At 68.5% G+C, this 26,275-nt stretch carries 28 protein-coding genes and 1 tRNA gene; 24 read left to right on the top strand and 5 right to left on the bottom strand.

All coding sequences use genetic code 11. The features are described from left to right. The first annotated feature begins 79 nt into the window (after nt 1–79). Both AC5W54_RS16885 and AC5W54_RS16890 read left to right on the top strand, forming a co-directional pair. Nucleotides 80–235, top strand: coding sequence for a hypothetical protein (locus AC5W54_RS16885; RefSeq protein WP_495963264.1), 156 nt, complete (start codon nt 80–82; stop codon nt 233–235). Continuing rightward, complete coding sequence (locus AC5W54_RS16890; protein ID WP_495963265.1) at nt 225–839, top strand: exopolysaccharide biosynthesis protein; 615 nt, start codon at nt 225–227, stop codon at nt 837–839. The genes AC5W54_RS16885 and AC5W54_RS16890 overlap by 11 nt, the downstream gene beginning before the upstream one ends. 68 nt (nt 840–907) lie before the next feature. On the opposite strand, the gene AC5W54_RS16895 is transcribed toward AC5W54_RS16890, so the two are convergent. Then, nucleotides 908–994, bottom strand: a tRNA-Leu gene (locus tag AC5W54_RS16895). 147 nt (nt 995–1,141) lie between these two features. Between AC5W54_RS16895 and queA the strand changes: the two genes are divergently transcribed. From queA to secF, 5 genes are all read left to right on the top strand, one after another. Beyond that, the gene (gene queA, locus AC5W54_RS16900) at nt 1,142–2,176 is read left to right on the top strand and encodes a tRNA preQ1(34) S-adenosylmethionine ribosyltransferase-isomerase QueA (protein WP_495963266.1); all 1,035 of its coding nucleotides are present in this window, start codon (nt 1,142–1,144) and stop codon (nt 2,174–2,176) included. Between the two features lie 53 nt (nt 2,177–2,229). Further along, nucleotides 2,230–3,348: a tRNA guanosine(34) transglycosylase Tgt gene (gene tgt, locus AC5W54_RS16905; protein ID WP_495963291.1), complete on the top strand. Its 1,119-nt coding sequence runs from the start codon at nt 2,230–2,232 to the stop codon at nt 3,346–3,348. A gap of 105 nt (nt 3,349–3,453) precedes the next feature. Then, nucleotides 3,454–3,789: a preprotein translocase subunit YajC gene (gene yajC / locus AC5W54_RS16910; protein ID WP_495963267.1), complete on the top strand. Its 336-nt coding sequence runs from the start codon at nt 3,454–3,456 to the stop codon at nt 3,787–3,789. Nucleotides 3,790–3,930: 141 nt separating this feature from the next. Continuing rightward, nucleotides 3,931–5,781 carry a protein translocase subunit SecD gene (gene secD, locus AC5W54_RS16915; RefSeq protein ID WP_495963268.1) on the top strand — a complete coding sequence of 617 codons (1,851 nt, stop codon included), beginning with the start codon at nt 3,931–3,933 and terminating at the stop codon, nt 5,779–5,781. A 22-nt stretch (nt 5,782–5,803) separates the two neighbouring features. Then, nucleotides 5,804–6,730: a protein translocase subunit SecF gene (gene secF / locus AC5W54_RS16920; protein ID WP_495963269.1), complete on the top strand. Its 927-nt coding sequence runs from the start codon at nt 5,804–5,806 to the stop codon at nt 6,728–6,730. A 96-nt stretch (nt 6,731–6,826) separates the two neighbouring features. On the opposite strand, the gene AC5W54_RS16925 is transcribed toward secF, so the two are convergent. Continuing rightward, nucleotides 6,827–7,621, bottom strand: a complete 795-nt coding sequence (locus AC5W54_RS16925; protein WP_495963270.1) for an inositol monophosphatase family protein — start codon at nt 7,619–7,621, stop codon at nt 6,827–6,829. 230 nt (nt 7,622–7,851) lie between these two features. Between AC5W54_RS16925 and trmJ the strand changes: the two genes are divergently transcribed. The 15 genes from trmJ (at nt 7,852) to AC5W54_RS17000 (ending at nt 22,133) form a co-directional block, all read left to right on the top strand. Further along, complete coding sequence (gene trmJ / locus AC5W54_RS16930) at nt 7,852–8,628, top strand: tRNA (cytosine(32)/uridine(32)-2'-O)-methyltransferase TrmJ (protein WP_495963271.1); 777 nt, start codon at nt 7,852–7,854, stop codon at nt 8,626–8,628. Between the two features lie 78 nt (nt 8,629–8,706). Then, nucleotides 8,707–9,582, top strand: a complete 876-nt coding sequence (cysE, locus tag AC5W54_RS16935; RefSeq protein ID WP_495963272.1) for a serine O-acetyltransferase — start codon at nt 8,707–8,709, stop codon at nt 9,580–9,582. A gap of 115 nt (nt 9,583–9,697) precedes the next feature. Continuing rightward, a complete protein-coding gene (gene iscR, locus AC5W54_RS16940) occupies nt 9,698–10,168 on the top strand; it encodes a Fe-S cluster assembly transcriptional regulator IscR (protein ID WP_495963273.1) in 471 nt (156 codons plus the stop codon). A 62-nt stretch (nt 10,169–10,230) separates the two neighbouring features. After that, the gene (locus tag AC5W54_RS16945; RefSeq protein ID WP_495963274.1) at nt 10,231–11,388 is read left to right on the top strand and encodes an aminotransferase class V-fold PLP-dependent enzyme; all 1,158 of its coding nucleotides are present in this window, start codon (nt 10,231–10,233) and stop codon (nt 11,386–11,388) included. Nucleotides 11,389–11,414: 26 nt separating this feature from the next. Continuing rightward, nucleotides 11,415–11,741: a HesB/IscA family protein gene (locus AC5W54_RS16950; RefSeq protein ID WP_495963275.1), complete on the top strand. Its 327-nt coding sequence runs from the start codon at nt 11,415–11,417 to the stop codon at nt 11,739–11,741. 199 nt (nt 11,742–11,940) lie between these two features. Next, nucleotides 11,941–12,366 (top strand): nucleoside-diphosphate kinase, encoded by a 426-nt coding sequence (gene ndk / locus AC5W54_RS16955; protein ID WP_495963276.1) that lies wholly within the window; start codon nt 11,941–11,943, stop codon nt 12,364–12,366. A 75-nt stretch (nt 12,367–12,441) separates the two neighbouring features. After that, entirely contained in the window at nt 12,442–13,569 is a 1,128-nt protein-coding gene (gene rlmN / locus AC5W54_RS16960) for a dual-specificity RNA methyltransferase RlmN (RefSeq protein WP_495963277.1), read from the top strand. Nucleotides 13,570–13,692: 123 nt separating this feature from the next. After that, on the top strand, nt 13,693–14,439 hold the full coding sequence (pilW, locus tag AC5W54_RS16965) for a type IV pilus biogenesis/stability protein PilW (RefSeq protein WP_495963278.1): 747 nt from the start codon (nt 13,693–13,695) through the stop codon (nt 14,437–14,439). Nucleotides 14,440–14,469: 30 nt separating this feature from the next. After that, nucleotides 14,470–15,495: a RodZ domain-containing protein gene (locus AC5W54_RS16970; protein WP_495963279.1), complete on the top strand. Its 1,026-nt coding sequence runs from the start codon at nt 14,470–14,472 to the stop codon at nt 15,493–15,495. Between the two features lie 10 nt (nt 15,496–15,505). Continuing rightward, nucleotides 15,506–16,621: a flavodoxin-dependent (E)-4-hydroxy-3-methylbut-2-enyl-diphosphate synthase gene (gene ispG, locus AC5W54_RS16975; protein ID WP_495963280.1), complete on the top strand. Its 1,116-nt coding sequence runs from the start codon at nt 15,506–15,508 to the stop codon at nt 16,619–16,621. 27 nt (nt 16,622–16,648) lie between these two features. After that, nucleotides 16,649–17,971: a histidine--tRNA ligase gene (gene hisS / locus AC5W54_RS16980; protein WP_495963281.1), complete on the top strand. Its 1,323-nt coding sequence runs from the start codon at nt 16,649–16,651 to the stop codon at nt 17,969–17,971. A 139-nt stretch (nt 17,972–18,110) separates the two neighbouring features. Then, nucleotides 18,111–18,770, top strand: a complete 660-nt coding sequence (locus AC5W54_RS16985; protein ID WP_495963282.1) for a YfgM family protein — start codon at nt 18,111–18,113, stop codon at nt 18,768–18,770. After that, nucleotides 18,767–19,915 carry an outer membrane protein assembly factor BamB gene (bamB, locus tag AC5W54_RS16990; RefSeq protein WP_495963283.1) on the top strand — a complete coding sequence of 383 codons (1,149 nt, stop codon included), beginning with the start codon at nt 18,767–18,769 and terminating at the stop codon, nt 19,913–19,915. The genes AC5W54_RS16985 and bamB overlap by 4 nt, the downstream gene beginning before the upstream one ends. Continuing rightward, nucleotides 19,912–21,315, top strand: a complete 1,404-nt coding sequence (gene der, locus AC5W54_RS16995; protein ID WP_495963284.1) for a ribosome biogenesis GTPase Der — start codon at nt 19,912–19,914, stop codon at nt 21,313–21,315. Before bamB ends, der begins: the two co-directional genes overlap by 4 nt. A gap of 194 nt (nt 21,316–21,509) precedes the next feature. Next, a complete protein-coding gene (locus AC5W54_RS17000; protein ID WP_495963285.1) occupies nt 21,510–22,133 on the top strand; it encodes a hypothetical protein in 624 nt (207 codons plus the stop codon). Nucleotides 22,134–22,149: 16 nt separating this feature from the next. Here the strand turns inward: AC5W54_RS17000 and AC5W54_RS17005 are convergent, their stop codons facing one another. The 3 genes from AC5W54_RS17005 to AC5W54_RS17015 all read right to left on the bottom strand — a co-directional run bounded on the left by AC5W54_RS17005 (nt 22,150) and on the right by AC5W54_RS17015 (nt 24,713). Continuing rightward, nucleotides 22,150–23,253: a PQQ-dependent sugar dehydrogenase gene (locus tag AC5W54_RS17005; RefSeq protein WP_495963286.1), complete on the bottom strand. Its 1,104-nt coding sequence runs from the start codon at nt 23,251–23,253 to the stop codon at nt 22,150–22,152. A 19-nt stretch (nt 23,254–23,272) separates the two neighbouring features. After that, entirely contained in the window at nt 23,273–23,731 is a 459-nt protein-coding gene (locus tag AC5W54_RS17010; RefSeq protein ID WP_495963287.1) for a hypothetical protein, read from the bottom strand. A gap of 94 nt (nt 23,732–23,825) precedes the next feature. After that, nucleotides 23,826–24,713 carry an ATP-binding protein gene (locus AC5W54_RS17015; RefSeq protein ID WP_495963288.1) on the bottom strand — a complete coding sequence of 296 codons (888 nt, stop codon included), beginning with the start codon at nt 24,711–24,713 and terminating at the stop codon, nt 23,826–23,828. A 138-nt stretch (nt 24,714–24,851) separates the two neighbouring features. On the opposite strand from AC5W54_RS17015, the gene AC5W54_RS17020 reads away from it, so the two are divergent. Then, a complete protein-coding gene (locus AC5W54_RS17020; RefSeq protein ID WP_495963289.1) occupies nt 24,852–25,652 on the top strand; it encodes a M48 family metallopeptidase in 801 nt (266 codons plus the stop codon). A 46-nt stretch (nt 25,653–25,698) separates the two neighbouring features. Beyond that, the gene (locus AC5W54_RS17025; protein ID WP_495963290.1) at nt 25,699–25,956 is read left to right on the top strand and encodes a hypothetical protein; all 258 of its coding nucleotides are present in this window, start codon (nt 25,699–25,701) and stop codon (nt 25,954–25,956) included. Nucleotides 25,957–26,275: the final 319 nt, after the last annotated feature.

Raw genomic sequence — 26,275 nt, forward strand, 5'->3', positions numbered from 1 at the left:
AGCCCGACAGCCTCCCGGCGACTGCAATCCCACCGACGGTGCCGCTACACTGTCGGCACACCCCGCCATGGAGCGCTTCATGCACGTCCGCACCTTCGCCTTCGCCCTGATGCTGCTGGGATTCGTTCTGGCGGTCTTCGGCTGGCTGACGACCAACCCTGCGGCGTTCGTGGGGCTCACCCTGATCGCTCTCGGCGTGATCCTGCTCTGGACCCGGAAGCGCGATGAAACATGAAGTCACCGATGAGCCGCCCCACGAGCATCCGGCGGACCTGACCGGCCTGCTGGCCCGCGTGCAGCAGGCCGGCCAACGGCAGGAGAGCGTCAGCCTGGACGCCGTGCTCGACAGCGTGGGCCGGCGCTCCTTTGCCCCCTTCCTGCTGCTCGCCGGGCTGATCACCCTGGCCCCCATCGTCGGTGACATCCCCGGGGTCCCCACCCTGATGGCCCTCCTGGTCGTGTTATCGGCGGTGCAGCTGCTGATCGGCCGAGAGCACATCTGGCTGCCACGCTGGCTGCTGGAGCGTCGGGTCCCCCGCAAGCGTTTCGTGCAGACCCTGCGCTGGATGGAGCGCCCGGCACGCTGGGTCGACCGCCTGCTCAAGCCACGGCTCACCCGGCTGACCCGGCCGCCGGCCCACCTGCCGGTAGCCCTGACCTGCCTGCTGATCGCCCTGGCCATGCCGCCCATGGAACTGGTGCCCTTCACCGCCACCGGCGCCGGCCTGGCACTCACGCTGTTCGGCCTGGCGCTGCTCGCCCATGACGGCCTGCTGGCCCTGTTGGGGTATCTGCTGACGGCGGGCACCCTCGGCGTGGTGGTCACCACTATTGTCTGAAGGCGCAGGTGAGGAGTGACACGAGTCACGAAACGAAGGAAAAGGACAGGGAGAAGATACAGAATGGATGGTACCGGCGGTCGGACTCGAACCGACAAGGGCTTGCACCCGGCGGATTTTGAATCCGCTGCGTCTACCAATTCCGCCACGCCGGCAGCGCGTCGCATTATACGTGGCGGGCGGATCAGGTCAATCGGGACGCCTGACTTCGCGCGCGCGAAACGGTATCCTAGGCGGCTTGTCCAGACGGTCCAGTCGCCGTCGCCTCGTCAACCTACGCCTTTCTCGAGTCCCCGATCCGCATGCAGCGTGCCGATTTCCATTACGAGCTTCCCGACGAACTGATCGCCCGTTACCCCTCCGAGCAGCGCAGCGACTGCCGCCTGCTGTGCGTCGACGGCGTCACCGGCGCGCGGGCCCACCGCCGCTTCCCCGATCTGCTGGAACTGCTCGAGCCCGGCGACCTGCTGGTGTTCAACGACACCCGGGTGATCCCGGCGCGGCTGCACGGCCACAAGGCCAGCGGCGGCAAGGTGGAGATGCTGCTCGAGCGCCCGCTGGACGCCCACCGCGGCCTGGCGCACCTGCGCTCGAGCAAGTCGCCGAAAGCGGGTGCCGAGCTGATCTTCGAGGGCGATATCCGCGCCGTGGTGGAGGGCCGTCGCGATGCCCTGTTCGAGCTGCGCTTCCTCGGTGAGACGCCGCTGATCGCGCTGCTCGAGCGGCACGGCCATATGCCACTGCCGCCCTATATCGACCGCTCCGACGAGCTCGCCGACCGCGACCGCTACCAGACCGTCTATGCCCGCCGCGATGGCGCCGTCGCCGCACCCACCGCCGGGTTGCACTTCGACGAACCGTTGCTCGAGGCCCTGACCGAGAAGGGCGTGGAGAGTGCCTTCGTCACCCTGCACGTGGGCGCCGGCACCTTCCAGCCGGTGCGCGCCGACGACATCCGCGAGCACCGCATGCACAGCGAGTGGATCGAGGTGAACGAGACGGTGTGCGAGCAGGTGCGCGCCGCGCGCGCCCGTGGCAACCGCGTCATCGCGGTGGGCACCACCAGCGTGCGCTGCCTGGAGAGCGCCACGAGCCCCGACGGCGAGATCGCTCCCTTCAGCGGCGAGACCGACATCTTCATCTACCCGGGTTACCAGTGGCGCTGCGTCGATGCCCTGATCACCAACTTCCACCTGCCGGAGTCGACCCTGCTGATGCTGGTAGCGTCCTTCGCCGGTTTCGACAATGTGATGGCCGCCTACCGCGAGGCAGTGAGCGAGCGCTATGCCTTCTTCAGCTACGGCGATGCGATGTTCCTGACCCGCAAGAGTTCCTGACCCCCAGACGCGCCGAGTTCGATATCGAGATGCCCATGCGTAATGAATGCTTCATGTCCTTCGAGCGGCTGGCCAGCGACGGCCGGGGCCGTCGCGGTCGCCTCACCTTTCCCCGAGGCACCGTCGAGACCCCCGCCTTCATGCCGGTGGGCACCTACGGCACCGTCAAGGGCATGACCCCGGCGTCGGTGGAGGAGATCGGCGCCGAGATCATCCTCGGCAACACCTTCCACCTGTGGCTGCGCCCCGGCATGGAGGTCATCGAGGCCCACGGCGACCTGCACGACTTCGCCCAGTGGAACAGACCGATCCTCACCGATTCCGGCGGCTTCCAGGTCTTCTCGCTGGGCGCCATGCGCAAGATCACCGAGCAGGGCGTGCACTTCCGCTCGCCGGTGGACGGCGCCAAGGTGTTCATGGGCCCCGAGGAGTCGATGGCGGTACAGCGCTCGCTGGGCTCCGACGTGGTGATGATCTTCGACGAGTGCACCCCCTACCCGGCCACCGAGCAGGAGGCCGAGTTCTCCATGCAGCGCTCGCTGCGCTGGGCCGAGCGCTCCCGCGAGGCCCACGGCGCCTCCCCCGCGGCGCTGTTCGGCATCATCCAGGGCGGCATGTACCCGGCGCTGCGCGAACGCTCGCTGGCGGGGCTGCTGGACATCGGCTTCGACGGCCTCGCCATCGGCGGCCTTTCCGTGGGCGAGCCCAAGGAGGAGATGATCCGGGTGCTTGACTACCTCCCCACCTGGATGCCCGAGGAGATGCCGCGCTACCTGATGGGCGTGGGCAAGCCCGAGGACCTGGTGGAGGGGGTGCGACGCGGCATCGACATGTTCGACTGCGTGATGCCCACCCGCAATGCGCGCAACGGTCACCTGTTCACCGCCCAAGGCACCGTCAAGATCCGCAATGCCAAGCACCGCCACGACACCCGCCCCCTGGAAGAAGACTGCGACTGTTACACCTGCCGGCATTTCTCCCGGGCCTATCTGCATCACCTGGATCGCTGCGGCGAAATGCTCGGCTCGATGCTCAACACCATCCATAATCTGCGCCACTATCAGCGCCTGATGGCCGGTTTGCGCGGTGCCATCGAAGCGGGTACATTGGCGAACTTCGTGGAAGGCTTCTATGCGCAGCGCGGGCTGCCGGTACCTCCCGCTCCGAATTGATCCACGGTCGGCACCCGGGGCATGATGCCCCGTGCCGACCGTGGACCCGTCTCAGACGACTCGCTTCCTAATTTCCGTTTCTGACAACCCAGGAGACACATCCAGATGCTGGACTTCTTCATTTCCCCGGCCATGGCCCAGGACGCCGGCGCCGCCGGTGGTGGTATCGCCCAGATCGTCATGCTGGTCGGCTTCGTGCTCATCTTCTACTTCCTGCTGTGGCGCCCCCAGGCCAAGCGGGCCAAGCAGCACAAGCAGCTGATCGGCAGCCTCTCCAAGGGCGACGAGATCGTCATCGGCGGTGGCATGCTGGGCCGTATCACCAAGGTGAGCGATGACAGCGAGTTCATCCGCATGGAGGTCGCGGATGGCACCGAGGTCAACGTGCAGAAGAATGCCGTGGCTGCCGTGCTGCCCAAGGGCACCATCAAGTCCATCTGACCCGGGCCTTCTCGGTCTCGCCGGATGCGGCCTCCCCCGTATCCGGCGAGGCCGCCCTTCGGCCACCGCAATGGAACTCGCCGGTGGCCATGACGTCATCACGTCAGCCTCCTATTGTCAGCAACCAAGGGCAGGGCCCGCATGCTCAACCGTTACCCCCTGTGGAAGTATCTGCTGATACTTGTCGTACTCATCGGTGGCCTGGTCTATTCGCTGCCCAACCTCTTCCCCGAAGACCCGGCGGTGCAGATCAGCAGCGCCCGTGGCGATGCCACCGTCGATGCTCGCCAGCTCGCGCGCATCCGGGACTCCCTGGATGAGGCCGGTATCGATATCAAGGCCGTGGAGAGCGAGGACACCAGAGTCCTGATCCGCCTCCTCGATGCCGATGAGCAGATCAATGCCCGCGACCGTATCGCCGCCCTGCTCGGCGATGAGTATGTCGTGGCCCTCAACCTGGCCGAATCCACCCCGGCCTGGTTGCAGTCGCTCTCTGCCTCGCCGATGACCCTGGGCCTCGACCTGCGCGGCGGCGTGCACTTCCTGCTCGAAGTGGACATGGACGCGGCCCTCGAGCAGCGCCTGGAAGTCAATGCCAGTGCCATGCGCGAGCTGCTGCGCGGCGAGCGCATCCGCTACCGTGACACCGAGATCGATGGCCGCACCCTCTCCATCGCCTTCACCAACGCCGAGGATCGCGATGCGGCACGGCGACTGATCAGCCGCGAGTTCCCCGACTTCGAGTACGCCAGCGAAGGCGAGGAGCGTGGCGCTCGCCTGGTCATGACCATGACCGAGCAGGCGGTCGACGAGCTCCAGGACTACGCCATCAACCAGAACCTCACGACCCTGCGCAACCGGGTCGACGAGCTGGGCGTGGCCGAGCCCATGGTCCAGCGCCAGGGCCCCGCCCGCATCGTGGTCGAGCTCCCCGGTGTGCAGGATACCGTAGCCGCCAAGCGCGTGGTGGGCGCCACCGCCAACCTGGAGTTCCGCCTCGAGGCGCGTCCGGATACCCCGGAGATCGAGACCGAGACCTTCAGCTTCCGCAACAACGAGTCGCGCCGCGCCGACCTGATGCGCGACGTCATCATCACCGGTGACAGCGTCTCGAGCGCCAGCCACAGCTTCGACGAGAACGGCCGCCCCCAGGTCAACATCAACCTGGACGGCACCGGCGGCACCCTGATGAATCGGGCCACCCGCACCAATATCGGCCGCAACATGGCGGTGCTGTTCATCGAGCACAAGACCCGCGACCGGGTGGTCGTCGAGGACGGCGAGGAAGTGACGGTGCGCGACCCCTACACCGAGCGCGGCATCATCAGCCTGGCTACCATCCAGAGCGCCCTGGGCAACAGCTTCCGCATCACCGGGCTCGACTCGCCCACCGAGGCGGCCGAGCTCGCCCTGTTGCTGCGCTCCGGCTCGCTGGCCGCCCCGATCTACTTCGTCCAGGAGCGCACCATCGGCCCGAGCCTCGGCGCCGAGAACATCAAGCGCGGCGTGATGTCGGTGCAGATCGGCCTGCTGCTGGTGGTGCTGTTCATGCTGATCCGCTACAAGGTGTTCGGCGTGGTTGCCAACATCGCCCTGGCACTCAACCTGACCCTGCTGCTGGCCGCGATGTCGCTGCTCGGGGCGACCCTGACCCTGCCCGGCATCGCCGGCATCGTGCTGACGCTGGGCATGGCGGTGGACGCCAACGTGCTGATCTTCGAGCGAATACGCGAGGAGCTACGCGGCGGTCTCTCGGTACAACAGGCGATCCATGCCGGCTACGAGCGCGCCTTCACCTCGATCATCGATGCCAACATCACCACCCTGCTGGTAGCGGTGATCCTGTTCTCGATCGGCACCGGACCGGTCAAGGGCTTCGCCGTGACCCTGTCGCTGGGGATCCTCACCTCGATGTTCACCGCCCTGCTGGTGAGCCGAGCGATGGTCAACCTGCTCTACGGCGGCAAGCCGGTCAAGAAGCTCTGGATCTAAGGCATTCACAACTGAGGTGGTCATGAAAACCCTCGTCAATCGACAATTCGACTTCATGGGCAAGCGCCGCGTCGCCTTCGCGATCTCCGGCCTGCTGATCCTGGCGTCGATCGTCTCGCTGGTGTTCCAGCAGCTCAATCTGGGGCTCGACTTCACCGGCGGCACCCTGGTGGAGGTCCGCTACGGCGTGGCGCCCTCGCTGGACGCGGTGCGCCAGATCCTCGAGGGCGCCGGCTTCCGCGACGTCTCGGTGCAGACCTTCGGCGCCTCCACCGAGGTATTGATCCGCCTGCAGCAGGCCTTCGATCCCGATGTGGGCAATCAGGTGGTGAGCCTGCTGCGCGCCGAGGGCGATGCCGTGGAACTGGTGCGCGCCGAATTCGTCGGTGCCCAGGTCGGCGAGCAGCTGCGCGACCGCGGCGGCATGGGCCTGCTGGTGGCACTGGGCATCGTCATGCTCTATGTCGCCTTCCGCTTCCAGTACAAGTTCGCCATCGGCGCCCTGCTGGCCCTGATGCATGACGTGATCATCGTGGTCGGCGTGTTCTCGCTGTTCCAGCTCGATTTCGATCTCACCGTGCTGGCCGCACTGCTGGCGGTGATCGGCTACTCACTCAACGACACCATCGTGGTCTACGACCGCATCCGCGAGACGATCCGCACCTCGCGCATCGACGACATGCCGGCGATCTTCAACGAAGCGATCAACCTGACCCTGTCGCGCACCCTGGCGACGTCGGGCACCACCCTGCTGGTGCTGATGGCGCTGCTCGTGCTGGGCGGCGACATGATCCACTACTTCTCGATCGCGCTGATCCTTGGCGTGGTGGTGGGGACCTTCTCCTCTATCTACGTGGCCGCCGCCCTGCTGCTCACGGTGAAGCTGCATCGCGAGGACCTGATCCCGCCGCGGAAGGAAGACGCCGAAGGCGAGGAAGAGCTGCCCTGACAGCTGGAAGGTAGGCTCCAATCGAAAGCGCCCCCGCAGCAAGGCTGCGGGGGCGCTTGTCTTCTAGCTTCAGGCTTACAGCTTCAAGCTTAAGGCTTAGAAGTGCGGCTTGAGCTGCTGCACCAGCGCCTTGTAGAGGCGCGGACCGGCGGCCATCAGCTGGCCCTCGGCCTCCACCGACGGCTTGCCGTCGGGGGTACCCATCAGCGCACCGGCTTCCTTGAGCAGCAGGGTGCCGACCTGCAGGTCCTGCTCCTCGAGGCCGAGCACGAAGGCGGCATCGGCACGCCCGGCAGCCAGTTCGGCCAGGTCGAGCAGGCCGCTGCCGGAGGCGCGCTGCACCTCGATCTGCGGGCCGAGCTGCTGTACCAGGGTCAGGTAGGCCGGCAGATGGCGCGGGCGCAGCCAGGTCTCGGGCAGGCCCATGGCGATACGCGTCCCGGCCACGGCAGACGCCTTCGGCACGCGGATGCGCTTGCCGTTGAGCTGGGCGCCACGGCCACGGCTGGCCAGGTATTCGTCGTCGCTGAAGGGGCAGATCACCACCGCATGCTCCGCACGGCCCTTGACCAGGCAGACCAGCGACAGCGCGAAGCCGGGAGCGGCGACGGTGAGGTTGGAATAACCGTGAAAGGGTTCGATCTTCCAGAGGGTATCGCTGCCTTCGCCCTCGCCTTCGCGGGGCGGCGTGAAGCGGCCGCTGACGCCGTGCTGGGGGTAGCCGCGGGCGAGCTGGCGGACGATGAGCGTCTCGGCGTTGCGAGCGGCGTCCTCGAGCAGTCGGTCGAGGTTGTGCTCTTCGTGGGCGTTCTCGATTCGCTCGCGAATGCGCAGGAACTGTTCGCCGGCGCTGCGCGCGGCGCGCAACGCGAATTGGACCATCGGATGCATGATCGGGCCTTGGGGAGTCGGTGGTGTTAAAGAACGGGGCGGTTCGCGGGAACCTGTCGGCGCGCATCCTAGCAGACGCGGGATGATTGTGCCACGCACTCGAAGCTCGAAGCTCGAAGCTCGAAGCTCGAAGCTCGAAGCTCGAAGCTCGAAGCTCGAAGCTCGAAGCTCGAAGCCAGCATGCTAGACTTTCTCTCCTTCGTTTCCAGCTGCCCCAACGGTTCTCTCACATGCTCGAGCGCATCCGCATCGTCCTGATCGGCACCAGCCACCCCGGCAACATCGGCGGCACCGCCCGCGCCATGCACAACATGGGGCTCTCCGACCTGGCCCTGGTGGCGCCACGCTGCGAACCACTCACCGCGGACACCATCTCCCGGGCCTCGGGAGCCGATCACATCGTTCACTGCGCCCGCACGCTCGAGAGCCTGGAGCAGGCGGTGGCCGACTGCACCCTGGTGGTCGGCGCCAGCGCCCGCTCGCGCACCCTGCCCTGGCCGATGATCACGCCCCGCGAGCTGGGCGAACGGCTGCCCGCGGAACTGGCGACTCCCGAATCCCGCATCGCCCTGGTCTTCGGCCGCGAGGACAGCGGCCTCTCCAATGCCGAGCTGCAGCGCTGCCATGCCCATGTGCACATTCCCGCCAACCCGGCGTTCAGCTCGCTGAACCTGGCCACCGCGGTCCAGGTGCTGAGCTACGAGTGTCGCCTGGCCTGGTTGGCGCAGCAGGAGGGCGGCGAGAGCGACGCGGAACCGCCCCAGCCGCTGGCCACCCACGAGGAGCTGGAGCACTACTTCGCCCACCTCGAGCGTACCCTGATCGCCATCGGCTTCCACGACCCGGCGATGCCGCGCCAGCTGATGGCACGGCTGCGCCGCCTCATCCTGCGCAGCCGCCCCGAGCGCATGGAGCTCAATATCCTGCGCGGGATTCTCTCCGCCACCGAGAAGCAGGTGAGCAGCGGAAAGCCGAGCGGCAACGGCGAGCCGCCGCCGCCGGCTTGAAGCCGCCGGCGGCCGCCCCCAATATGGAGGAACCCCCGGCGCTTGCCGTGCGCCCCTCCGCCACCCAAGGACCGCTGCATGTTTCAACATCTGCGCGAGGACATCAACAGCGTATTCGCCCGCGACCCCGCGGCACGCAATTTCCTGGAAGTGCTGACCAACTACCCGGGGCTACATGCCCTGCTGCTCCACCGCTTCGCCCACTGGCTGTGGCAGAAGCGCCTGAAGTGGCTCGCCCGTAGCCTCTCGACCTTCTCCCGCTGGCTGACCGGCATCGAGATCCACCCCGGGGCGTCCATCGGCCGACGCTTCTTCATCGACCATGGCATGGGCGTGGTGATCGGCGAAACCGCCGAGGTCGGCGACGACGTCACCCTCTACCAGGGCGTGACCCTGGGTGGCACCAGCTGGAACAAGGGCAAGCGTCACCCGACCCTCGAGGACGGCGTGATCGTCGGCGCCGGGGCCAAGATACTCGGCCCCTTCACCGTCGGCGCCGGGGCCAAGGTCGGTTCCAACGCCGTGGTCACCAAGGAGGTGCCCGCCGGCGCCACCGTGGTGGGCATCCCGGGCAAGGTCGTCCAGCGCGTCGACCCGGACGTCGAGGAGGCCCTCGAGGTCGACCCGGCACGGCGCGAGGCGATGCACCGCAAGTTCGGCTTCGACGCCTACGGCATCAGCCAGGACATGCCCGATCCCGTGGCCCGCTCGATCCAGGCGATGCTCGATCACATGCACGCCGTGGACGAACGCATCGAGCGCATGTGCGGCACGCTGCGCAAGCTCGACGCCAGCTATCGCGAGGGCAAGCTCCCCGAACTGCGCGACGAGGACTTCGCCGACATCCTCGCCGACGTGGACAGCTGCTGCCCGCCCCCCGATCAGGAACGGCAACACGAGGAGGAGCGCCAGGAAGACGAGGCACCGCCCGAGAAGCGCCACGGCAATGGTTGACCCCGGCACTCGGTCTTTACCATAATGCCCCCTCGTCCGTGACGTTTCCCCTGCCGGGAGACGCCCCCGAGCCATCGACCCCCGACCCTGTGTCGGCGCCGAGGTATCGATCCGCATGCGCCTGACCACCAAGGGACGCTACGCCGTTACTGCCATGCTCGACCTGGCGCTGAATGCCGAGGAGGGCCCCATCTGCCTCGCCGACATCTCGCGGCGGCAGGAGATCTCGCTCTCCTACCTCGAGCAGCTGTTCGCCCGCCTGCGCCGCGCCCGGCTGGTGGAGAGCGTGCGGGGCCCCGGCGGCGGCTATCTGCTGGCGCAGCCTGCCGCGGCCATCTCGGTGGCCCGGGTGATCGATGCGGTCGACGAATCGGTGGATGCCACCCGCTGCGGCGGGCTCTCCGACTGCCAGCAGGGCGACACCTGCCTGACCCACCACCTGTGGTGTGAGCTGTCGGAGCATATTCACGGCTTCCTCGACGGCGTCACCCTGGAGCAGCTGGCCGAGCGTCGGGAGGTGCAGGGCATCGCCAGTCGCCAGCGTCGCCGGCAGGACAACGACGGCATCCTGGTGTCGTCGCCCTGAGACCTCGGGCGTCCGCTTCCGATCTCGTCATCACCGCAAGCCATGAGCGCAGCCGTCCACCCATGACCACACCCGTCTACCTCGATTACGCCGCCACCACGCCCGTCGACCCGCGGGTCGCCGAGGCGATGAGCCGTCACCTGACCCTCGACGGCATCTTCGCCAACCCGGCGTCGCGCAGCCACATGCCGGGCTGGCAGGCGGAGCAGGCCGTCGAGGGCGCGCGCCGCCAGGTCGCCGACGTGCTCGGTGCCGATCCCCGCGAGATCGTCTGGACCAGCGGCGCCACCGAGGCCGACAACCTGGCGCTGATCGGCTTCATGCGTGCCAACCGCGCCCGGGGCCGCCACCTGGTGACCTCCCGCATCGAGCACAAGGCGGTGGTGGACACCGCTCACGCCCTGGAGGCCGAGGGCTTCGAGGTCACCTGGCTCGCCCCCGGCCGCGACGGTCGGGTGACGCCCGACCAGTTGCGCGAGGCGCTGCGCCCCGACACCGTGCTGGTCTCGCTGATGGCGGTGAACAACGAGCTCGGCTGCATTCACGACCTGGCGACACTCGCCGAGGTCGTCCATGCCGGCGGGGCGGTGTTCCACGTCGACGCCGCCCAGGCGGTGGGACGCATCCCGCTAGATGTCGAGCGGCTGGGCATCGACCTGATGTCGCTCTCGGGGCACAAGGTCTACGGCCCCAAGGGCATCGGCGCCCTCTATGTACGGCGCAGCCCCGACATTCGCCTGGAGGCACTGATCCATGGCGGCGGCCACGAACGCGGCATGCGTTCCGGCACCCTGGCCACCCACCAGATCGTCGGCATGGGCGAGGCCTTCGCCCTCGCCGCCGCCGAGGGCGACGCCGACCAGGCCCGCATCGCCGCCCTGCGCGACCGCCTGCTGGCAGGACTCGACGGGATCGCCGGCATCCACCGCAACACCGACACCGCCGTGGCGGTACCCAACATCCTCAACCTGGCCTTCGCCGGGGTCGACGGTGAGTCCCTGCTGATGGCGCTGCGCGACATCGCACTGTCCACCGGCTCGGCCTGCAACTCGGCGAGCGTCGAGCCGTCCTATGTATTGAAGGGCATCGGCGTACCGCGCCCCCTGGCACTGGCCTCGTTGCGTTTCAGCTTCGGCCGCTTCACCACCGAGGCCGATATCGACCGGGCGCTGCAGGCCCTGACCCACGCCCTCGAGGGCCTTCGCCGCCAGGCGATCTGACCATTCACCCGTGCAGGAGCAAGACCATGGCGCATATTTCGATCACCACCGCCGCCGCCGACCAGATCCGCCGGGTTCTCGACGAGCGCGGCCACGGCCTGGGGCTGCGGGTCTCGGTCAAGCCGAGCGGCTGCTCCGGCTACAGCTACGTGCTCGACTTCGCCGACGACGATGCCGACGACGACACCGTCTTCGAGGAGCACGGCGTGACCGTCTTCGTCGCCCCGGAGGCACTGGAGATGCTCGACGGCAGCGAGGTCGACTACGTCAACGAAGGCCTCAACCGCTACTTCCGCTTCAACAACCCCAACGTCAAGGACCAGTGCGGCTGCGGCGAGAGCTTCAGCGTCTAGCGGCTCGACGATTGTTCAACGAGGGCCTCAGCCGGTATAATCCCCGCCCAGTCGGCGAACTCGCCGAGCCGCCGGACCGCCGGCCGTACCATCCGATTCGCCGCGCCGCCCCTGCTCTCGCTACCGGAGCTCACGGGGCGGCGCGGCGCTATCCATCGACACCCAGGTCAACCACCCTGCCCAACTGGAGACACGCCCCATGGCCACCCAGCGCACCCTGTCCATCATCAAGCCCGATGCCGTCGCCAAGAACGCGATCGGCGAGATCGTTTCCCGCTTCGAGAAGGCCGGCCTCCAGGTCGTCGCCGCCAAGATGCTGCGTCTCACCCGCGAGCAGGCCGAAGGCTTCTACGCCGAGCACAAGGAGCGTCCCTTCTTCAACGATCTGGTCGGCTTCATGACCTCCGGTCCGGTGGTGGTACAGGTGCTCGAAGGCGAGAACGCCGTCGTCGCCAACCGCGAGCTGATGGGGGCCACCAACCCCAAGGAAGCCGAGGCCGGCACCATCCGCGCCGACTTCGCCGAGTCCATCGACGCCAACGCCGTCCATGGCTCCGACTCGCCGGAATCCGCCGAGCGCGAAGTGGCCTACTTCTTCAGCGCTGAAGAGATCTGCCCGCGCTGAGGGGAGCCCTCCCCACGGCGCTTCCAGCGGGGGTGATATCGCCCCCGCCCTCTGCCCCCTCGACGCCCCGATGCCATGACCACTACAACCGCTCCCCAACGCACCAACCTGCTCGGCCTCTCTCGCGAGGAGATGGAGCACTTCTTCCTCTCCATCGGCGAGAAGAAATTCCGCGCCGCCCAGGTGATGAAGTGGATCCATCACGAGGGCTGCGACGACTTCGCGGCCATGACCAACCTGTCCAAGGCACTGCGAGCTCGCCTGGCCGAGGTGGCCGAAATCCGCGGTCCCGGTGTGGTCTATGAGGGCTCCTCGAGCGACGGCACCCGCAAGTGGGTGCTCGAGGTCGAGGACGGCAGCTACGTGGAGACGGTGCTGATCCCCGCCGACAACGGCAAGCGCCGCACCCTCTGTGTCTCCTCCCAGGTCGGCTGCTCGCTGGACTGCAGCTTCTGCTCCACCGGCAAGCAGGGGTTCCAGCGCAACCTCACCGCCGCCGAGATCATCGGCCAGGTGTGGGTGGCCCAACGCAGCGTCGGCCCGCGCAAGGACACCGCCAACCGTCCGGTCACCAACGTGGTGATGATGGGCATGGGCGAGCCGCTGATGAACTACGACAACGTCGTGCCGGCGATGAAGCTGATGCTCGACGACGACGGCTACGGCCTCTCCAAGCGTCGCGTCACCCTCTCCACCTCCGGGGTGGTGCCGATGCTCGACCGGCTCGGCGACGAGCTCGACGTGAGCCTGGCCATCTCGCTGCACGCGGCCACCGACGAGCTGCGCAACGAGCTGGTGCCGCTCAACCGCAAGTACAACATCCGCACCCTGCTGGATGCCTGTCACCGCTATCTGGGCAAATGCGACGACACCCGGATGGTCACCATCGAGTACACCCTGATCAAGGACGTCAACGACCAGCAGGAACACGCCGAGCAGCTCGCCGCCCTGCTGAAGGAGTTGCCGTGCAAGATCAACCTGATCCCGTTCAACCCCTTTCCCCACTCGGGTTACGAGAAGCCGTCGCGCAACCAGACGATGCGCTTCCAGCAGTGGCTGTACGAGTTGGGATACACGGCACCGATCCGCACCACCCGCGGCGATGACATCGATGCCGCCTGCGGCCAATTGGTGGGGCGCGTCAAGGATCGCACCAAGCGTCACGAACGCTATATCCGGTCGATCCAGATCGACGCCGACTGAACCGGGGGTCACCTTGACTTCAACCGGGCTCGGCGCTTTGATGGACAAGCCTTTACCCCCACCGGCGGCGGCTCGCGCGCGAAACGCCACCGGTGGACTCGTGCCCACTATCGAGAGGACGCCATGATTCGCCGCTCACGCTTGCCCGGACTCACGCAGGCTCCCGCCATCGCCGTCCTGCTGGGGTCGCTGTGGCTGGCTGGCTGTGCCACCCAGGCGGGTCCGTCCAGCGAGGGCGCGGAGAGCCCCGCCGCGGCCTATACCCAACTGGGTATCGCCTACCTCGAGCGCGGCAACCTGCAGCGCGCCATGAGTTCGCTGGATCGGGCGCTGCAGATGGCGCCCAACGACGCCGAGGCCCTGCAGGCCATGGCCATGGTCTACCAACGCCAGGGGGAGAGCGAGCTCGCCGACGAGACCTTCCGGCGCGTCCTCGACGCCGCCCCCGACTTCACCCGGGCACGCAACAACTATGCGGCCTTCCTGTATGATCGTGGCCGTATCCGCGAGGCCTGCGACCAGCTCGAACGGGCCACCCGGGACACCCAATATGCCAGTCGGGCCCAGCTGTTCGCCAACCTGGGCCAGTGCCGGCGTGAACTCGGCGACCTCGAGGCCGCCCGGGCCAGTCTCGCCCGCGCCCAGGCGATCGACCCACGCAGCGCGCGCAGCTACTTCACGCTGGCCGAACTCGAACATGCCCAGGGCAACCACGCCCGCGCCCGGAACCAGCTCGAAGGCTTCATGCGCCTGGCCGGCACCCCCCCCGAGGCGCTCCGCCTGGCCCGCGACATCGCCCGGGCCGAGGGCGACCGGGCGGCCGCCGCCTTCTACTCCGAGCAACTGGACGCTGCCAATGGCGCACCCTGACCACCGATTCTTGACGAAGGATGCTCAGCCATGAGCGACACCCATATCACCGACGACGCCGACGTCAGCTTCACGGACTCACCGGGCCAACAGCTCAAGCGTGAGCGCGAGTCGCAGGGCCTTTCCCGGGAAGAGGTCGCCGAGTCCCTGAACCTGCGCCCGGCGGTGATCCAGGGGCTCGAGGAGGACAACTACGAGGAGGTCCCCGTCGCCGCCTATCGGCGCGGCTACCTGCGCTCCTATGCCCATCTGCTGGGGATCGACGACCGCCCGGTCCTCGAGGCCTACCGGGCGCGCTTCGGCAACGAGGAGCAGGAGCGCAAGGTGACCCCGGTGCATGTCACCCGCCCGCCGTCACGCCTCGGTGCCTGGCTGTTCCGGCTGGTCACCCTGCTCGTGATCGCCGGCCTGATCGGCCTGACCCTGCTGTGGTGGCAGAGCCGTGGCGGCAACGAACCCCCCGGCGTCAGCGACAGCGGCCCGGTATCGGTGGACAGCCTCGACGGCAGCACCACCATCACCGAGGGTGGCGAGGTCCCCACCCCCGGCGAGGCAGCCAGCGCCGAAGAAGCGGGCGAGGTCGGCAGCCTCCCGCCGCTGCCCGAGGAGGAGAGCGACCTGGGGCTGGTCGAGGACCCCGAGGCCATCGGCGAAGCCCCGATCGATGAGGTCGACGCCGGCCCGGCCCATATCATCGCCGCCGCCCGCACCGCGCCCGACGCCGCCGAGCAGGAGACGCTGGTCGAGGAAGCCACCGAGGCCCAGCCGACCGAACCCGAGCCCGAGGCCCCCCCGGCGATGGCCGCCGCCGACCCGCGGCGACTGGAGCTGACCTTCAACGAGCAGTCCTGGACCGAGATCTTCGACGCCAACAACCAACGCGTCTTCGTCGGTCTCCAGGAACCCGGCACCACGGCAAGCGTCGAAGGCGAACCGCCGTTTCGGCTGACCGTGGGCAACGCCACCGGCGTCGAGCTCGTCTGGCGCGGCGAACCCGTCGACCTCGGCGCACGCGCCGGTGCCAACAACGTCGCCCGCTTCACCCTGGGAGAGTGATTTCGTCACCATGCACGCACAGTCCCCCATCAAGAGACGCCAGTCACGCCAGATCCACGTCGGCAAGGTAGCGGTCGGCGGCGATGCCCCCATCTCCGTGCAGAGCATGACCAACACCGATACCCTGGACGTGGCCGCCACCGTGGCCCAGATCCGCCGGCTCGAGGCCGCCGGCGCCGACATCGTGCGCGTCTCGGTGCCCGACATGGATGCCGCCGAGGCCTTCGGCCGCATCAAGCGCGAGGTGGAGGTGCCCTTGGTGGCCGACATCCACTTCGACTACAAGATCGCCCTGCGCGTCGCCGAGCTTGGCGTCGACTGCCTGCGCATCAACCCCGGCAATATCGGCCGCGAGGATCGGGTCAAGGCCGTGGTCAGCGCCGCGCGGGACAACGGCATCCCGATCCGCATCGGCGTCAACGCCGGCTCGCTGGAGAAGGACCTGCAGAAGAAGTACGGCGAACCGACGCCCGAGGCGCTGGTGGAATCCGCCATGCGCCATATCGATCATCTCGACCGCCTCGACTTCCCGGACTTCAAGGTCAGCGTCAAGGCCTCCGACGTGTTCATGGCGGTGGCCGCCTATCGCCGGCTGGCCACCCTGATCGAGCAGCCGCTGCACCTCGGCATCACCGAGGCCGGCGGGCTGCGCTCGGGCACCGTCAAGTCGTCGATCGGGCTCGGCATGCTGCTGATGGACGGTATCGGCGACACCATCCGCGTCTCGCTGGCCGCCGACCCGGTGGAAGAGGTCAAGGTCGGCTACGACATGCTCAAGAGCCTGCGCCTGCGCAGCAAGGGCATCAATTTCATCGCCTGCCCGAGCTGTTCGCGCCAGAATTTCGACGTGATCGGGACCATGAACGCCCTGGAGGAACGCCTCGAGGACGTCATGACCCCGCTCGACGTCTCGGTGATCGGCTGCGTGGTCAACGGCCCGGGCGAGGCGAAGGAGGTCGAGATCGGCCTCACCGGCGGCAGCCCCGCGAACCTCGTCTACATCGACGGCAAGCCGGCCAGCAAGTTGCGCAACGACCACCTGGTCGACGACCTGGAGCGGCTGATCCGCGACAAGGTCCGCGAGAAGCAGCAGGCCGAACAGGACGTGATCGCCCGCGGCCAGTGAGCTGGGCGAAAAACCAAGGAGCCAGTGTTGAGCAAGCCCCAAGTGAGCAGTAAAGCGCCAACCAAGAGAATCCAGGCCATTCGTGGCATGAACGACCTGCTGCCCGGCCAGTCGGCCCTGTGGCAGTACTTCGAGGGGCAGGTGCGCACGCTGATGCAGCGCTACGGCTACGACGAGATCCGCACCCCCATCGTCGAGCAGACCGCGCTGTTCGCCCGCTCCATCGGTGAGGTCACCGACATCGTCGAGAAGGAGATGTACACCTTCGAGGACCGCAACGGCGATAGCCTGACCCTGCGCCCCGAGGGCACCGCGAGCTGCGTGCGCGCCGCCATGGAGCACGGGCTGCTGCACAACCAGACCCAGCGGCTCTGGTACCAGGGCCCGATGTTCCGCCACGAGCGCCCCCAGAAGGGCCGCTACCGGCAGTTCCACCAGGTCGGCGTGGAGGCCTTCGGTCTCGACGGCCCCGACATCGACGCCGAAGTGATCCTGCTCTCGGCCCGCCTGTGGCAGCAGCTGGGGCTCTTCGAGCACGTCACCCTGGAGCTCAACTCCCTGGGCTCCAGCGAGGCCCGGGCCGCCTATCGCGACCTGCTGGTGGCCTACTTCGAGCGCCACCACGCGCTGCTCGACGAGGACTCCCGCCGGCGCCTGTCGAGCAACCCGCTGCGCATCCTCGACTCCAAGAATCCCGACATGGCCGAGATGCTCGCCGGCGCACCGCAACTGCTGGATCACCTCGACGACGCCTCCCGCGAGCACTTCGAGCAGCTCACCGCACTGCTCGACGCCGCCGGCATCGCCTACGAGATCAACCCGCGCCTGGTGCGCGGTCTCGACTACTACGGCCGTACCGTCTTCGAGTGGACCACCACGGCACTCGGCAGCCAGGGTACCGTCTGTGCCGGCGGTCGCTACGACGGCCTGGTGGAGCAGCTCGGCGGCAAGCCGACCCCGGCGGTCGGTTTCGCCATGGGTATCGAGCGGCTGATCCTGCTGCTCGAGACCCTGGAGCTGGTGCCCGACGCCGCCCGCGGTGAACTGGACCTCTACCTACTGCCGATGGACGACGGCGCCGCGCGCGCCGCCCTGCTGCTCGGCGAGCGGCTGCGCGGCGACCTGCCCGGGTTGCGCGCCCAGCTGCACTGCGGCGGCGGCAGCTTCAAGAGCCGCATCAAGAAGGCCGATCGCAGCGGCGCCCGCCTGGCGCTGCTGCTGGGCGAGGACGAGCTGGCCGAGGGCAGGGCGACGCTGAAGTTCCTGCGCGAGGAGCGCGAGCAGCTGAGCCTGCCCCAGACGGAGCTCACCGCCACCCTGACAGCCCTGCTGGCCGGCGATCACGCCTGACCTCCATTCGGAATCCCGATGCCGACTCAATTCAGGATCCCGATACCGACTCAATTCAGGATCCCGATGCCGATCCACTCCAGGATCCCGCCCCGATGCCCCGGGGCCTGGAACCGACCCAGGACAGAGGAGACCGCCCGTGGCGGAGCTGAGAACCGAAGAAGAGCAGCTTGACGCGATCAAGCGCTGGTGGAAGGAGAACGGCACCTCGCTGATCGCCGGGGTCGCCATCGCCGCCGCCGGCGTATTCGGCTGGAACGCCTGGCAGAACTACCAGGAGAACCAGGCCCAGGCCGCCTCCATGCGCTATCAGCAGCTGATCAACCTGACCGCCGGCGGCGAACTCGACGACGCCAGCATCGATGAGGCCCGTGCCCTGGTGGTGGAGATCACCGACAACCACGGCCGGACGCTCTATGCCGACCTGGCTCGCCTGGTCGATGCCCGGCTGGCCGTGAGCCAGGGCGATCAGGCCGCGGCGCGCAGCGCCCTGGAAGGCGTGATCGACGCCAGCTCCCGCGACTATGTGCAGGGCCTGGCACGGCTGCGGCTGGCCCGGTTGCAGGTCGCCGATGGCGATGCCGAGGCCGCGCTCGCCACCCTCGATGCCGGGGTGCCCGAGGCCCTGGCCGCCCAGCGCGCCGACGTGCGCGGCGACGCCTACCACGCCCTGGGCCGCGAGGACGAGGCCCGTGAGGCATGGAACGAGGCACTGGGGCTCGCCGAGGAGCGCGACCAGTCGCTCTATGGCGTCCAGCTCAAGCTCGACAACCTGGGTCATGACGAGGCCACGCTATGAAACCGACTCTCCTGATCGCCGCTGTCGCGAGCCTCGCCCTGCTGGTCGGCTGTGCCAGCAAGGTGGAACCGCAGTATCCGCCCAAGGATCTCCAGCGTTTCGACGAGAGCGTCAGCCTGAGCACCGCCTGGCGCGAGCGGGTCGGCCGCGGCCTCGGCCGCGCGACCTATCCCATCGCCCCGGCCCGTGATGGCGATACCGTCTTCGCCGCCGACGAGCGCGGCCGCCTGATGGCCCTGGACGCCGATGACGGCGATACCCACTGGGACGTCGACCTCGCGGTGCCCGTCTCCAGCGGGCTCACCGCCGTGGCGGGCCAGGTCTACCTGGGCACGCGCAACGGCGAGGTGCTGGCCATCGACCAGCGCGATGGCGAGATCGTCTGGCGCACCCGGGTACCCAGCGAGGTGCTGGCCGCCCCGCAGCCCAGCCAGCAGTTGCTGGTGGTGCAGAGCGTCGACGGCAGCGTCACCGCGCTGAACCGGGCCAACGGCCAGGAACTGTGGACCTACAGTGCCACCCGCCCGTCGCTGACCCTGCGCGGCACCGGCACGCCCATGGTGATCGACCCGGTCACCTTCGTCGGCCTGCCCAACGGCCGCCTGGTGACCCTGGACAATCGCAGCGGCCAGCCGCTGTGGGACATGCGGGTCGCCGTGCCCCAGGGCCGCAGCGACATCGACCGGCTGGTCGACCTGGCCGGACAGCCGGTGCTGACCCCGGACGGCCGCCTGTTCGTGACCAGCTACAACGGCCGCCTGGCCGCCCTCGAGGCCACCCAGGGCGAGGTGCTGTGGGAGCGCGAGCACTCCAGCTACCTGACCCCGATCCTGGTCGGCGACTTCCTGTTCACCGTCAACGAGGCCAGCCACGTGCTCGCCCTGGACGCCAACAGCGGCGACGAGATCTGGCGCAACGAGGCCCTGGAGGGCCGCCGCCTCACCGCCCCGGCCTTCGCCGACGGCCGCCTGGTGTTCGGCGACTTCGAGGGCTACCTCCACCTGATCGAGGCGCGCAGTGGCGAGCTGGTCGGCCGCACCCGCGTCGACCGCTCGGGCATCAGCGTGCGTCCGCTCACCGAGGGCCGCCGCATCCACGTGCTGGCCAACGACGGCCGCCTCGAGGCCCTGGATATCCGCCAATGACCCCCGTGATCGCCCTGGTCGGCCGCCCCAACGTGGGCAAGTCGACCCTCTTCAACCGCCTGACCCGCACCCGGGACGCCCTGGTGGCGGACTTCCCGGGGCTCACCCGCGATCGCAAGTACGGCAACGGCGTGCTCGGCGGCAAGGCCTACACGGTGATCGATACCGGCGGCATCAGCGGTGACGAGGCAGGCATCGACGCGGTCATGGCCGAGCAGTCGCTGCAGGCCATCGACGAGGCCGACATCGTGCTGTTCATGGTCGACGCCCGCGCCGGCCTCAACGTCGCCGACGAGGCCATCGCCAACCATCTGCGGGTCAACCAGAAGAAGACCTGGCTGGTGGTCAACAAGACCGACGGTCTGGAAGAGCATGCCGCCATGGCCGACTTCTGGCAGCTCGGGCTCGGCGACCCGCACCCCATCGCCGCCGCCCACGGCCGCAACGTCACCGCGCTGATCGAGGAGGTGCTCACGCCCTTCCCCGAGCGCGACGAGAGCATCCCGGCCGATACCGGCACCAAGGGCATCCGCATCGGCGTGATCGGCCGCCCCAACGTGGGCAAGTCGACCCTGGTCAACCGCCTGCTCGGCGAGGAGCGGGTGGTGGTGTTCGACGAGGCCGGCACCACCCGCGATGCCATCGAGATCCCCTTCGAGCGCCGTGGCAAGCCCTACGTGCTGGTGGATACCGCCGGGGTCAGGCGACGCAAGAACGTCCGCGAGATCGCCGAGAAGTTCTCGATCATCAAGACGCTGGAGGCGATCAAGGAGTGCCATGTCGCGGTCATGGTGCTGGATGCGCGCAGCGGCCTGGTCGAGCAGGACCTGCACCTGCTCGACTATGTGCTGACCAGCGGCCGCGCCCTGGTGCTGGCGGTCAACAAGTGGGACGGCCTGGAACACGAGGCCAAGGAGAAGATGCGCGCCGAGATCAAGCGCCGCCTGGGCTTCGCCGACTACGCCGAGCTGCACTTCATCTCGGCGCTGCACGGCACCGGGGTGGGCGACCTCTACCCTTCCATCGAGCGCGCCTTCGCCTCGGCCAACAGCCACTGGTCGACCAACCGCCTGACCACCATCCTCCAGGACGCGGTGGAACAGCACCAGCCACCGCTGGTCAACGGCCGGCGGATCAAGCTGCGCATGGCCCACCAGGGCGGCAGCAACCCGCCGATCATCGTGGTCCACGGCAACCAGACGGGCTCGCTGCCCGAGGCCTATCGCCGCTACCTGACCAACACCTTCCGCAAGGTGCTCAAGGTGCGCGGCACGCCGCTGCGCTTCGAGTTCCGCTCGGGCAAGAACCCCTTCGACAGCATGGCCGGGGCCAGCGACAAGGAGAAGGCCAAGAAGCGCGAGCTGGGCCGCACCCGCGAGGCGCGCAAGAGCCGCCGCTGAGCCGATTCCGCCGCTTCCCCCTATCGCCCGCCCGGCCCGTCATCGACGACGGGCCGGGCGCTGTCGTTGCGGGCCGACAGTTTCCCTTTCCGGGCGAGCCGACAGGGCACACGACGCCTTGACAGCAAGGCCCGGCAACCCTGAAATACGCTTCTCGCTGCAATGCAGCACCGATGCTGTCCCCGGAGAACCCCATGATGCTCACCCGTCTCTTGCCGCGCCGCTGGCGCCTGCTCGCCCCGCTCTGCCTGGCGGCACTGCTCGGCGGCTGCCTGGCGATCCCCCAGACCGGCCTGTTCGCCTTCCGCCTGGCGATCACCTCGCTCGGCGTCGAGGACGTCCGCATCGGCCCCTACTCGATCCAGGCCGGCCTCGACACCAGCGACATCACCTCGCTGATCGCCTCCAGCCTGGGCATGGGCAGCCTCCCGGTGCAGGCCACCCTGGCCATGGGCCTGGCGTTGCCCGTCGGCATGCCGGCGGTGGAGATGTCCGGCTTCCGCTGGACCCTGGACGTGCCCGGCGCCGAGGTGGTCAGCGGCGACTACCAGGAGGAGGTCACCCTCACCTCGGCCGACGACACCAAGCTGCGCCTGCCGGTCGCCTTCGACGCGCTGGCCACCGACCGCACCCGCCTCGCCCCGATGGTCGAGCTGGCGACCCAGCTCGCCAGCCGTGGCGAACTGCCCGCCGGCAGCGAGCTGGCGATCACGCCGGGAGATCTGCGCGGGCTGGGCATGACGCTGCCCGCCGGCCTGTGGACGCCGACGCTTCGCTTCGCGGTGGGCGAGGATGGCGAGTTGACTCCCCAGCGCTGATCCGCCGCCACCTGCCTCAGGGGGCCGGCACCACACGCAGCACCCGCCCCTCGGCGCTGTCGGTCAACAGGTAGAGGGCGCCATCCGGCCCGCTGCGGACGTCGCGGATCCGCTTGTCGAGCTCCGTGAACAGCGCCTCCTGCCCCACGATCTCGCCCGCCTCGCGGATCAGGCGGCGCACCTGGCGGGCGGCCAGCGCCGCGACGAACAGGTCGCCCCGCCACTCGGGAAAGCGCTCTCCGTCGTACAGGGCCAGGCCCGAGGGAGCGATGGAAGGCGTCCAGTGCAGCAAGGGCGACTCGAACCCCGGCAGTTCGGTGAAGGGCGTGACCCGCGCGCCGGTATAGTCGACGCCGTGCGTGACCAGTGGCCAGCCATAGTTGGCGCCGGGAAGGATGCGATTGAGTTCGTCACCGCCCCGCGGGCCATGCTCGTGAATGAGCAGCTCACCGAGTGCCTCGTCGAAGACGACCCCCTGAATATTGCGATGGCCGATGCTGTAGAGCTCCGCTCGCGCTTCGCTGTCATCGACGAAGGGGTTGTCGTCGGGCACCGAGCCATCGGGGTTCAAGCGGACCAGGCCGCCGAGGTGGTTGCCCGGGTGCTGGGCCTGTTCGCGATAGTCGAAGCCATCGCCCAACCCCAGTACCAGGGTATCGTCCGGCAGGAAGGTCAGACGGCCACCGTAGTGGGAGCGTCCGTGCTTGGCCGGCTCGGCGCGAAACAGCGTCTCGCGATCGACCAGCCGCCGGCCATCGAAGCGGGCGCGATCCAGGCAGGTCGAGTTGGCGGCACGCGTGCCACAGGCGTAGCTCAGGTATACCCACCGACTGTCGGGATGATCCGGCGCCAGCGCCACCTCGAACAACCCCGCCTGGCCACCGACGAAGACCTCGGGCACCCCCGCAATGGGCGCCTCGCGCAGCCTGCCGTCGGCACCGATCAGGCGCAGCCGCCCGACGCGCTCGGTGACCAGCATGCCGCCCCCGGGCAGGAAGGCCAGCGACCAGGGATGATCGAGCCCCTCGGCCAGGGTCTCGATCCGGTAGTCCACGGCAAGCGCCAGGGTACCGGCCGACAGGCCGACGGTGGCCAGCAGGACACGACCGAATCGACGCATGTTGCACTCCTCTGCGGGGTCACCCGGAGGTCCCGTCCCAGTCCAGATACGCCAGGATGGCATAGCCCCAACCGCCCAGGGCGGCCGTCGCCATCATCGCCAGGGTCCCCTCCAGGCTACGAGTGGCCGCGATCAGGGTCGGCATGGGCGCCAAGGCATCGACGATCGACAGCATGCCCCATAGCCCGAGCGCCGCCGCCAGCGCATGAATCGGCCAGGCGCCGGTGCCCAGCCGGCGCGTCACCAGGGAGGCCACCGGCATGGCCCCCAGCATCATGAGGGCGACGAGGCTGCCATACAGCGGTGTGAACCCCAGCAGGTCCTGGCCGGTCGTCGCCAGGCGCGTGGAGAACGAGATCTCGGCCCCCAGGGCCGACAGCGCCGCCAGGTTGAACTGGGTCTGCACGATCGACCCGAGCAGGGTGGCGTCCAGCACGGCCGCGACATACGCCACCAGGGGTCGCCATCGATTGGTCATGCGGACCTCTCACGAGGGCTTCGATCGCCGCCCCACGCCCCCCGGCCGGGAAGCTTGCCAGCAGGGCACGGGTTCATCGCCTGGGCGTCTGCTCTCACTGGCGCTCCTGGGCTCGGGAACGGTCTCGCAAGCGCTGCTGGCCGACCCACTGGCAGGCGAACTGCCAGGCGACCCGGCCGCTGCGTCCGCCGCGCAGGGTGGCGAAACGGATCGCCTCGGCACGGGCCTCGCGATTCCAGTCGGCAGCCGTGCCGAGCTGGGTGACCCAGTGGCAGCACGCCTCCAGGTAGACATCCTGGTTGAAGGGATGGAAACCGAGCCACAGGCCGAAGCGATCCGACAGCGAGATCTTCTCCTCCACGGCGTCGCCGTGGTGGAGCTCGTCGCCGACCAGGCGCGAGCCCTCGTTGTCGCTCATCGACTCGGGCAGCAGGTGGCGGCGGTTGGAGGTGGCGTAGAGCAGCACGTTCTCCGGCGGCCCGGTCAGGGCACCGTCGAGCACGCTCTTGAGCGCCTTGTAGGCGTCGTCGTGGCCCTCGAAGGAGAGGTCGTCGCAGTAGACCACGAAGCGGTGCGGCTGATCGCGCAGCAGGGCCACCAGCAGCGGCAGGCCGGCGAGGTCGTGGCGATCGACCTGCACCAGGCGCAGGCCCTCCGGCGCCAGGGCATTGAGCAGGGCGCGGATCAGCGACGACTTGCCGCTGCCCCGCGAGCCCCACAGCAGGGCATGGTTGGCCGGCAGCCCCTGGAGGAAGGCGCGGGTGTTGTCGACCAGCGCCAGCTTCTGGCGCTCGATGCCGAGCAGGTCGTCCAGGCCCAGGGCGTCCCGGGGCGGTACCGGCAACAGCCGCCCACCCAGGGTATGGCGCTGCCACAGGGCGGCAATGTCCCGCGCCCAGTCGACCTCCTGAGGGGGCGGCGGTAGCCAGTGTTCGACATGATCCAGCAGGTGCAGCAGGCGGCGCGACAGCTCCGCATCCATGACGCTCTCCTCATCGGCTCGTAATGTGGCAGGACAATGTTGACCTGGCAGGCGTTACGGGTATCTTGTGGCGAACCGTCACGCCCCGTCCAGGGTCATAGAAACCTGGATACTGGAGCTTGGTCACAGGAGACCCCCATGCGCTGGATGCACTGCCTCGCCATCGGCACCCTGAGTATCGCCCTGACCGCCTGCACCACCTCACCCACCGGGCGACAGCAGCTCACCCTGGTCTCCGACGACCAGCTCAACCAGATGGGTCGCCAGGCCTTCGAGCAGTACCAGCAGGACCTGCCCGCGGCCGGCGACGCCGCGCAGCGCTACGCCCAGTGCGTGGCCGGCGCGCTGGTCGACACCCTCTCCGGCCGCGACCGTGACCAGAACTGGCAGATCCGCGTCTTCGAGTCTGACCAGGCCAACGCCTTCGCCCTGCCCGGCGGCTACATGGGCGTCAACACCGGCCTGCTCGAGATCGCCGAGAACCAGGACCAGCTCGCCGCGGTGATCGGCCATGAGATGGCCCACGTGCTGGCCCGCCATGCCAACGAGCGGGTCTCGACCCAGTCGGCCACCCAGCTCGGTCTCTCGGTGCTGGGCTCCGCTTCGGGGATGCAGGGCCCCGCCGGCCAGCAGATGATGGGGGCACTCGGTATCGGCGCCCAGTACGGCATCCTGCTGCCCTTCTCGCGCCGTCACGAGAGCGAGGCCGACGTGGTCGGCCTGCAGATCATGGCCGACGCCGGGTTCGACCCGCGGGCGAGCCTGGCGCTGTGGGACAACATGAGCGCGGCCGGCGGCGCCCGGCCCCCGGCCTGGATGTCCACCCACCCCAGCCACGGCCAGCGCGTGGGCGGCCTGCAGGCGCAGATGGACAGCGCCCTGGCTCGCTTTGATCAGGCCCGCCAGGCGGGGCGCCAGCCCAACTGCCCGCGCCCCTGAAGGGCTCGTCGCCAGCGTCACGCCACTCCCCTGACCCGGAAAACGAATGTTGAGACTCGGACTGCTGCTGTTGATCGCCCCCATCCTGGTGCTGATGGGCGTCTACTTCTGGGAGCTGGGGGACGTGCGCGAATGCACCCTGTCCGGCGGCTACTGGGACTACCTCGAGGGCGTCTGCCGCGACACGCCGCAGCCCTTCGTCTCCTGGCTCGACCGCCATCCCTGGCTGGTCAACGGCGGCATGCTGCTCTCGGTGGCCGGCGTGGCGCTATGCATGGTGGGGCTCTACGTCAAGAAACGCTGAAGGCTCCATGTCAACAGACGCTGAAGGCTCCACATCAAGCGGCGCCGCCCTGTGGGAGCTGGGCTCCGCGGGGCGCTGGCGGTGCCCTGCGACGTTGGCGGTCTCCGCCGGGGCGCCTGCGGCGCCAATCGCGCAGAAAATCTGCGCTCCCACAGGGCAGGTATCCGCCACATGGGGGGCACCACTCCCCGTCTGATAGGGGTCGGGAAGGCTTAGCCTCCCCGCCCTCCGAACCGTGCGTGCGGTTCTCCCGCACACGGCTCTCCAGTCGATGGTTTCAGCATCGTGATTGGCTCGCCTTCCGCCAGGCTTCGGTCAT

The sequence above is a fragment of the Halomonas sp. LMYGS-3 genome (assembly GCF_059509875.1).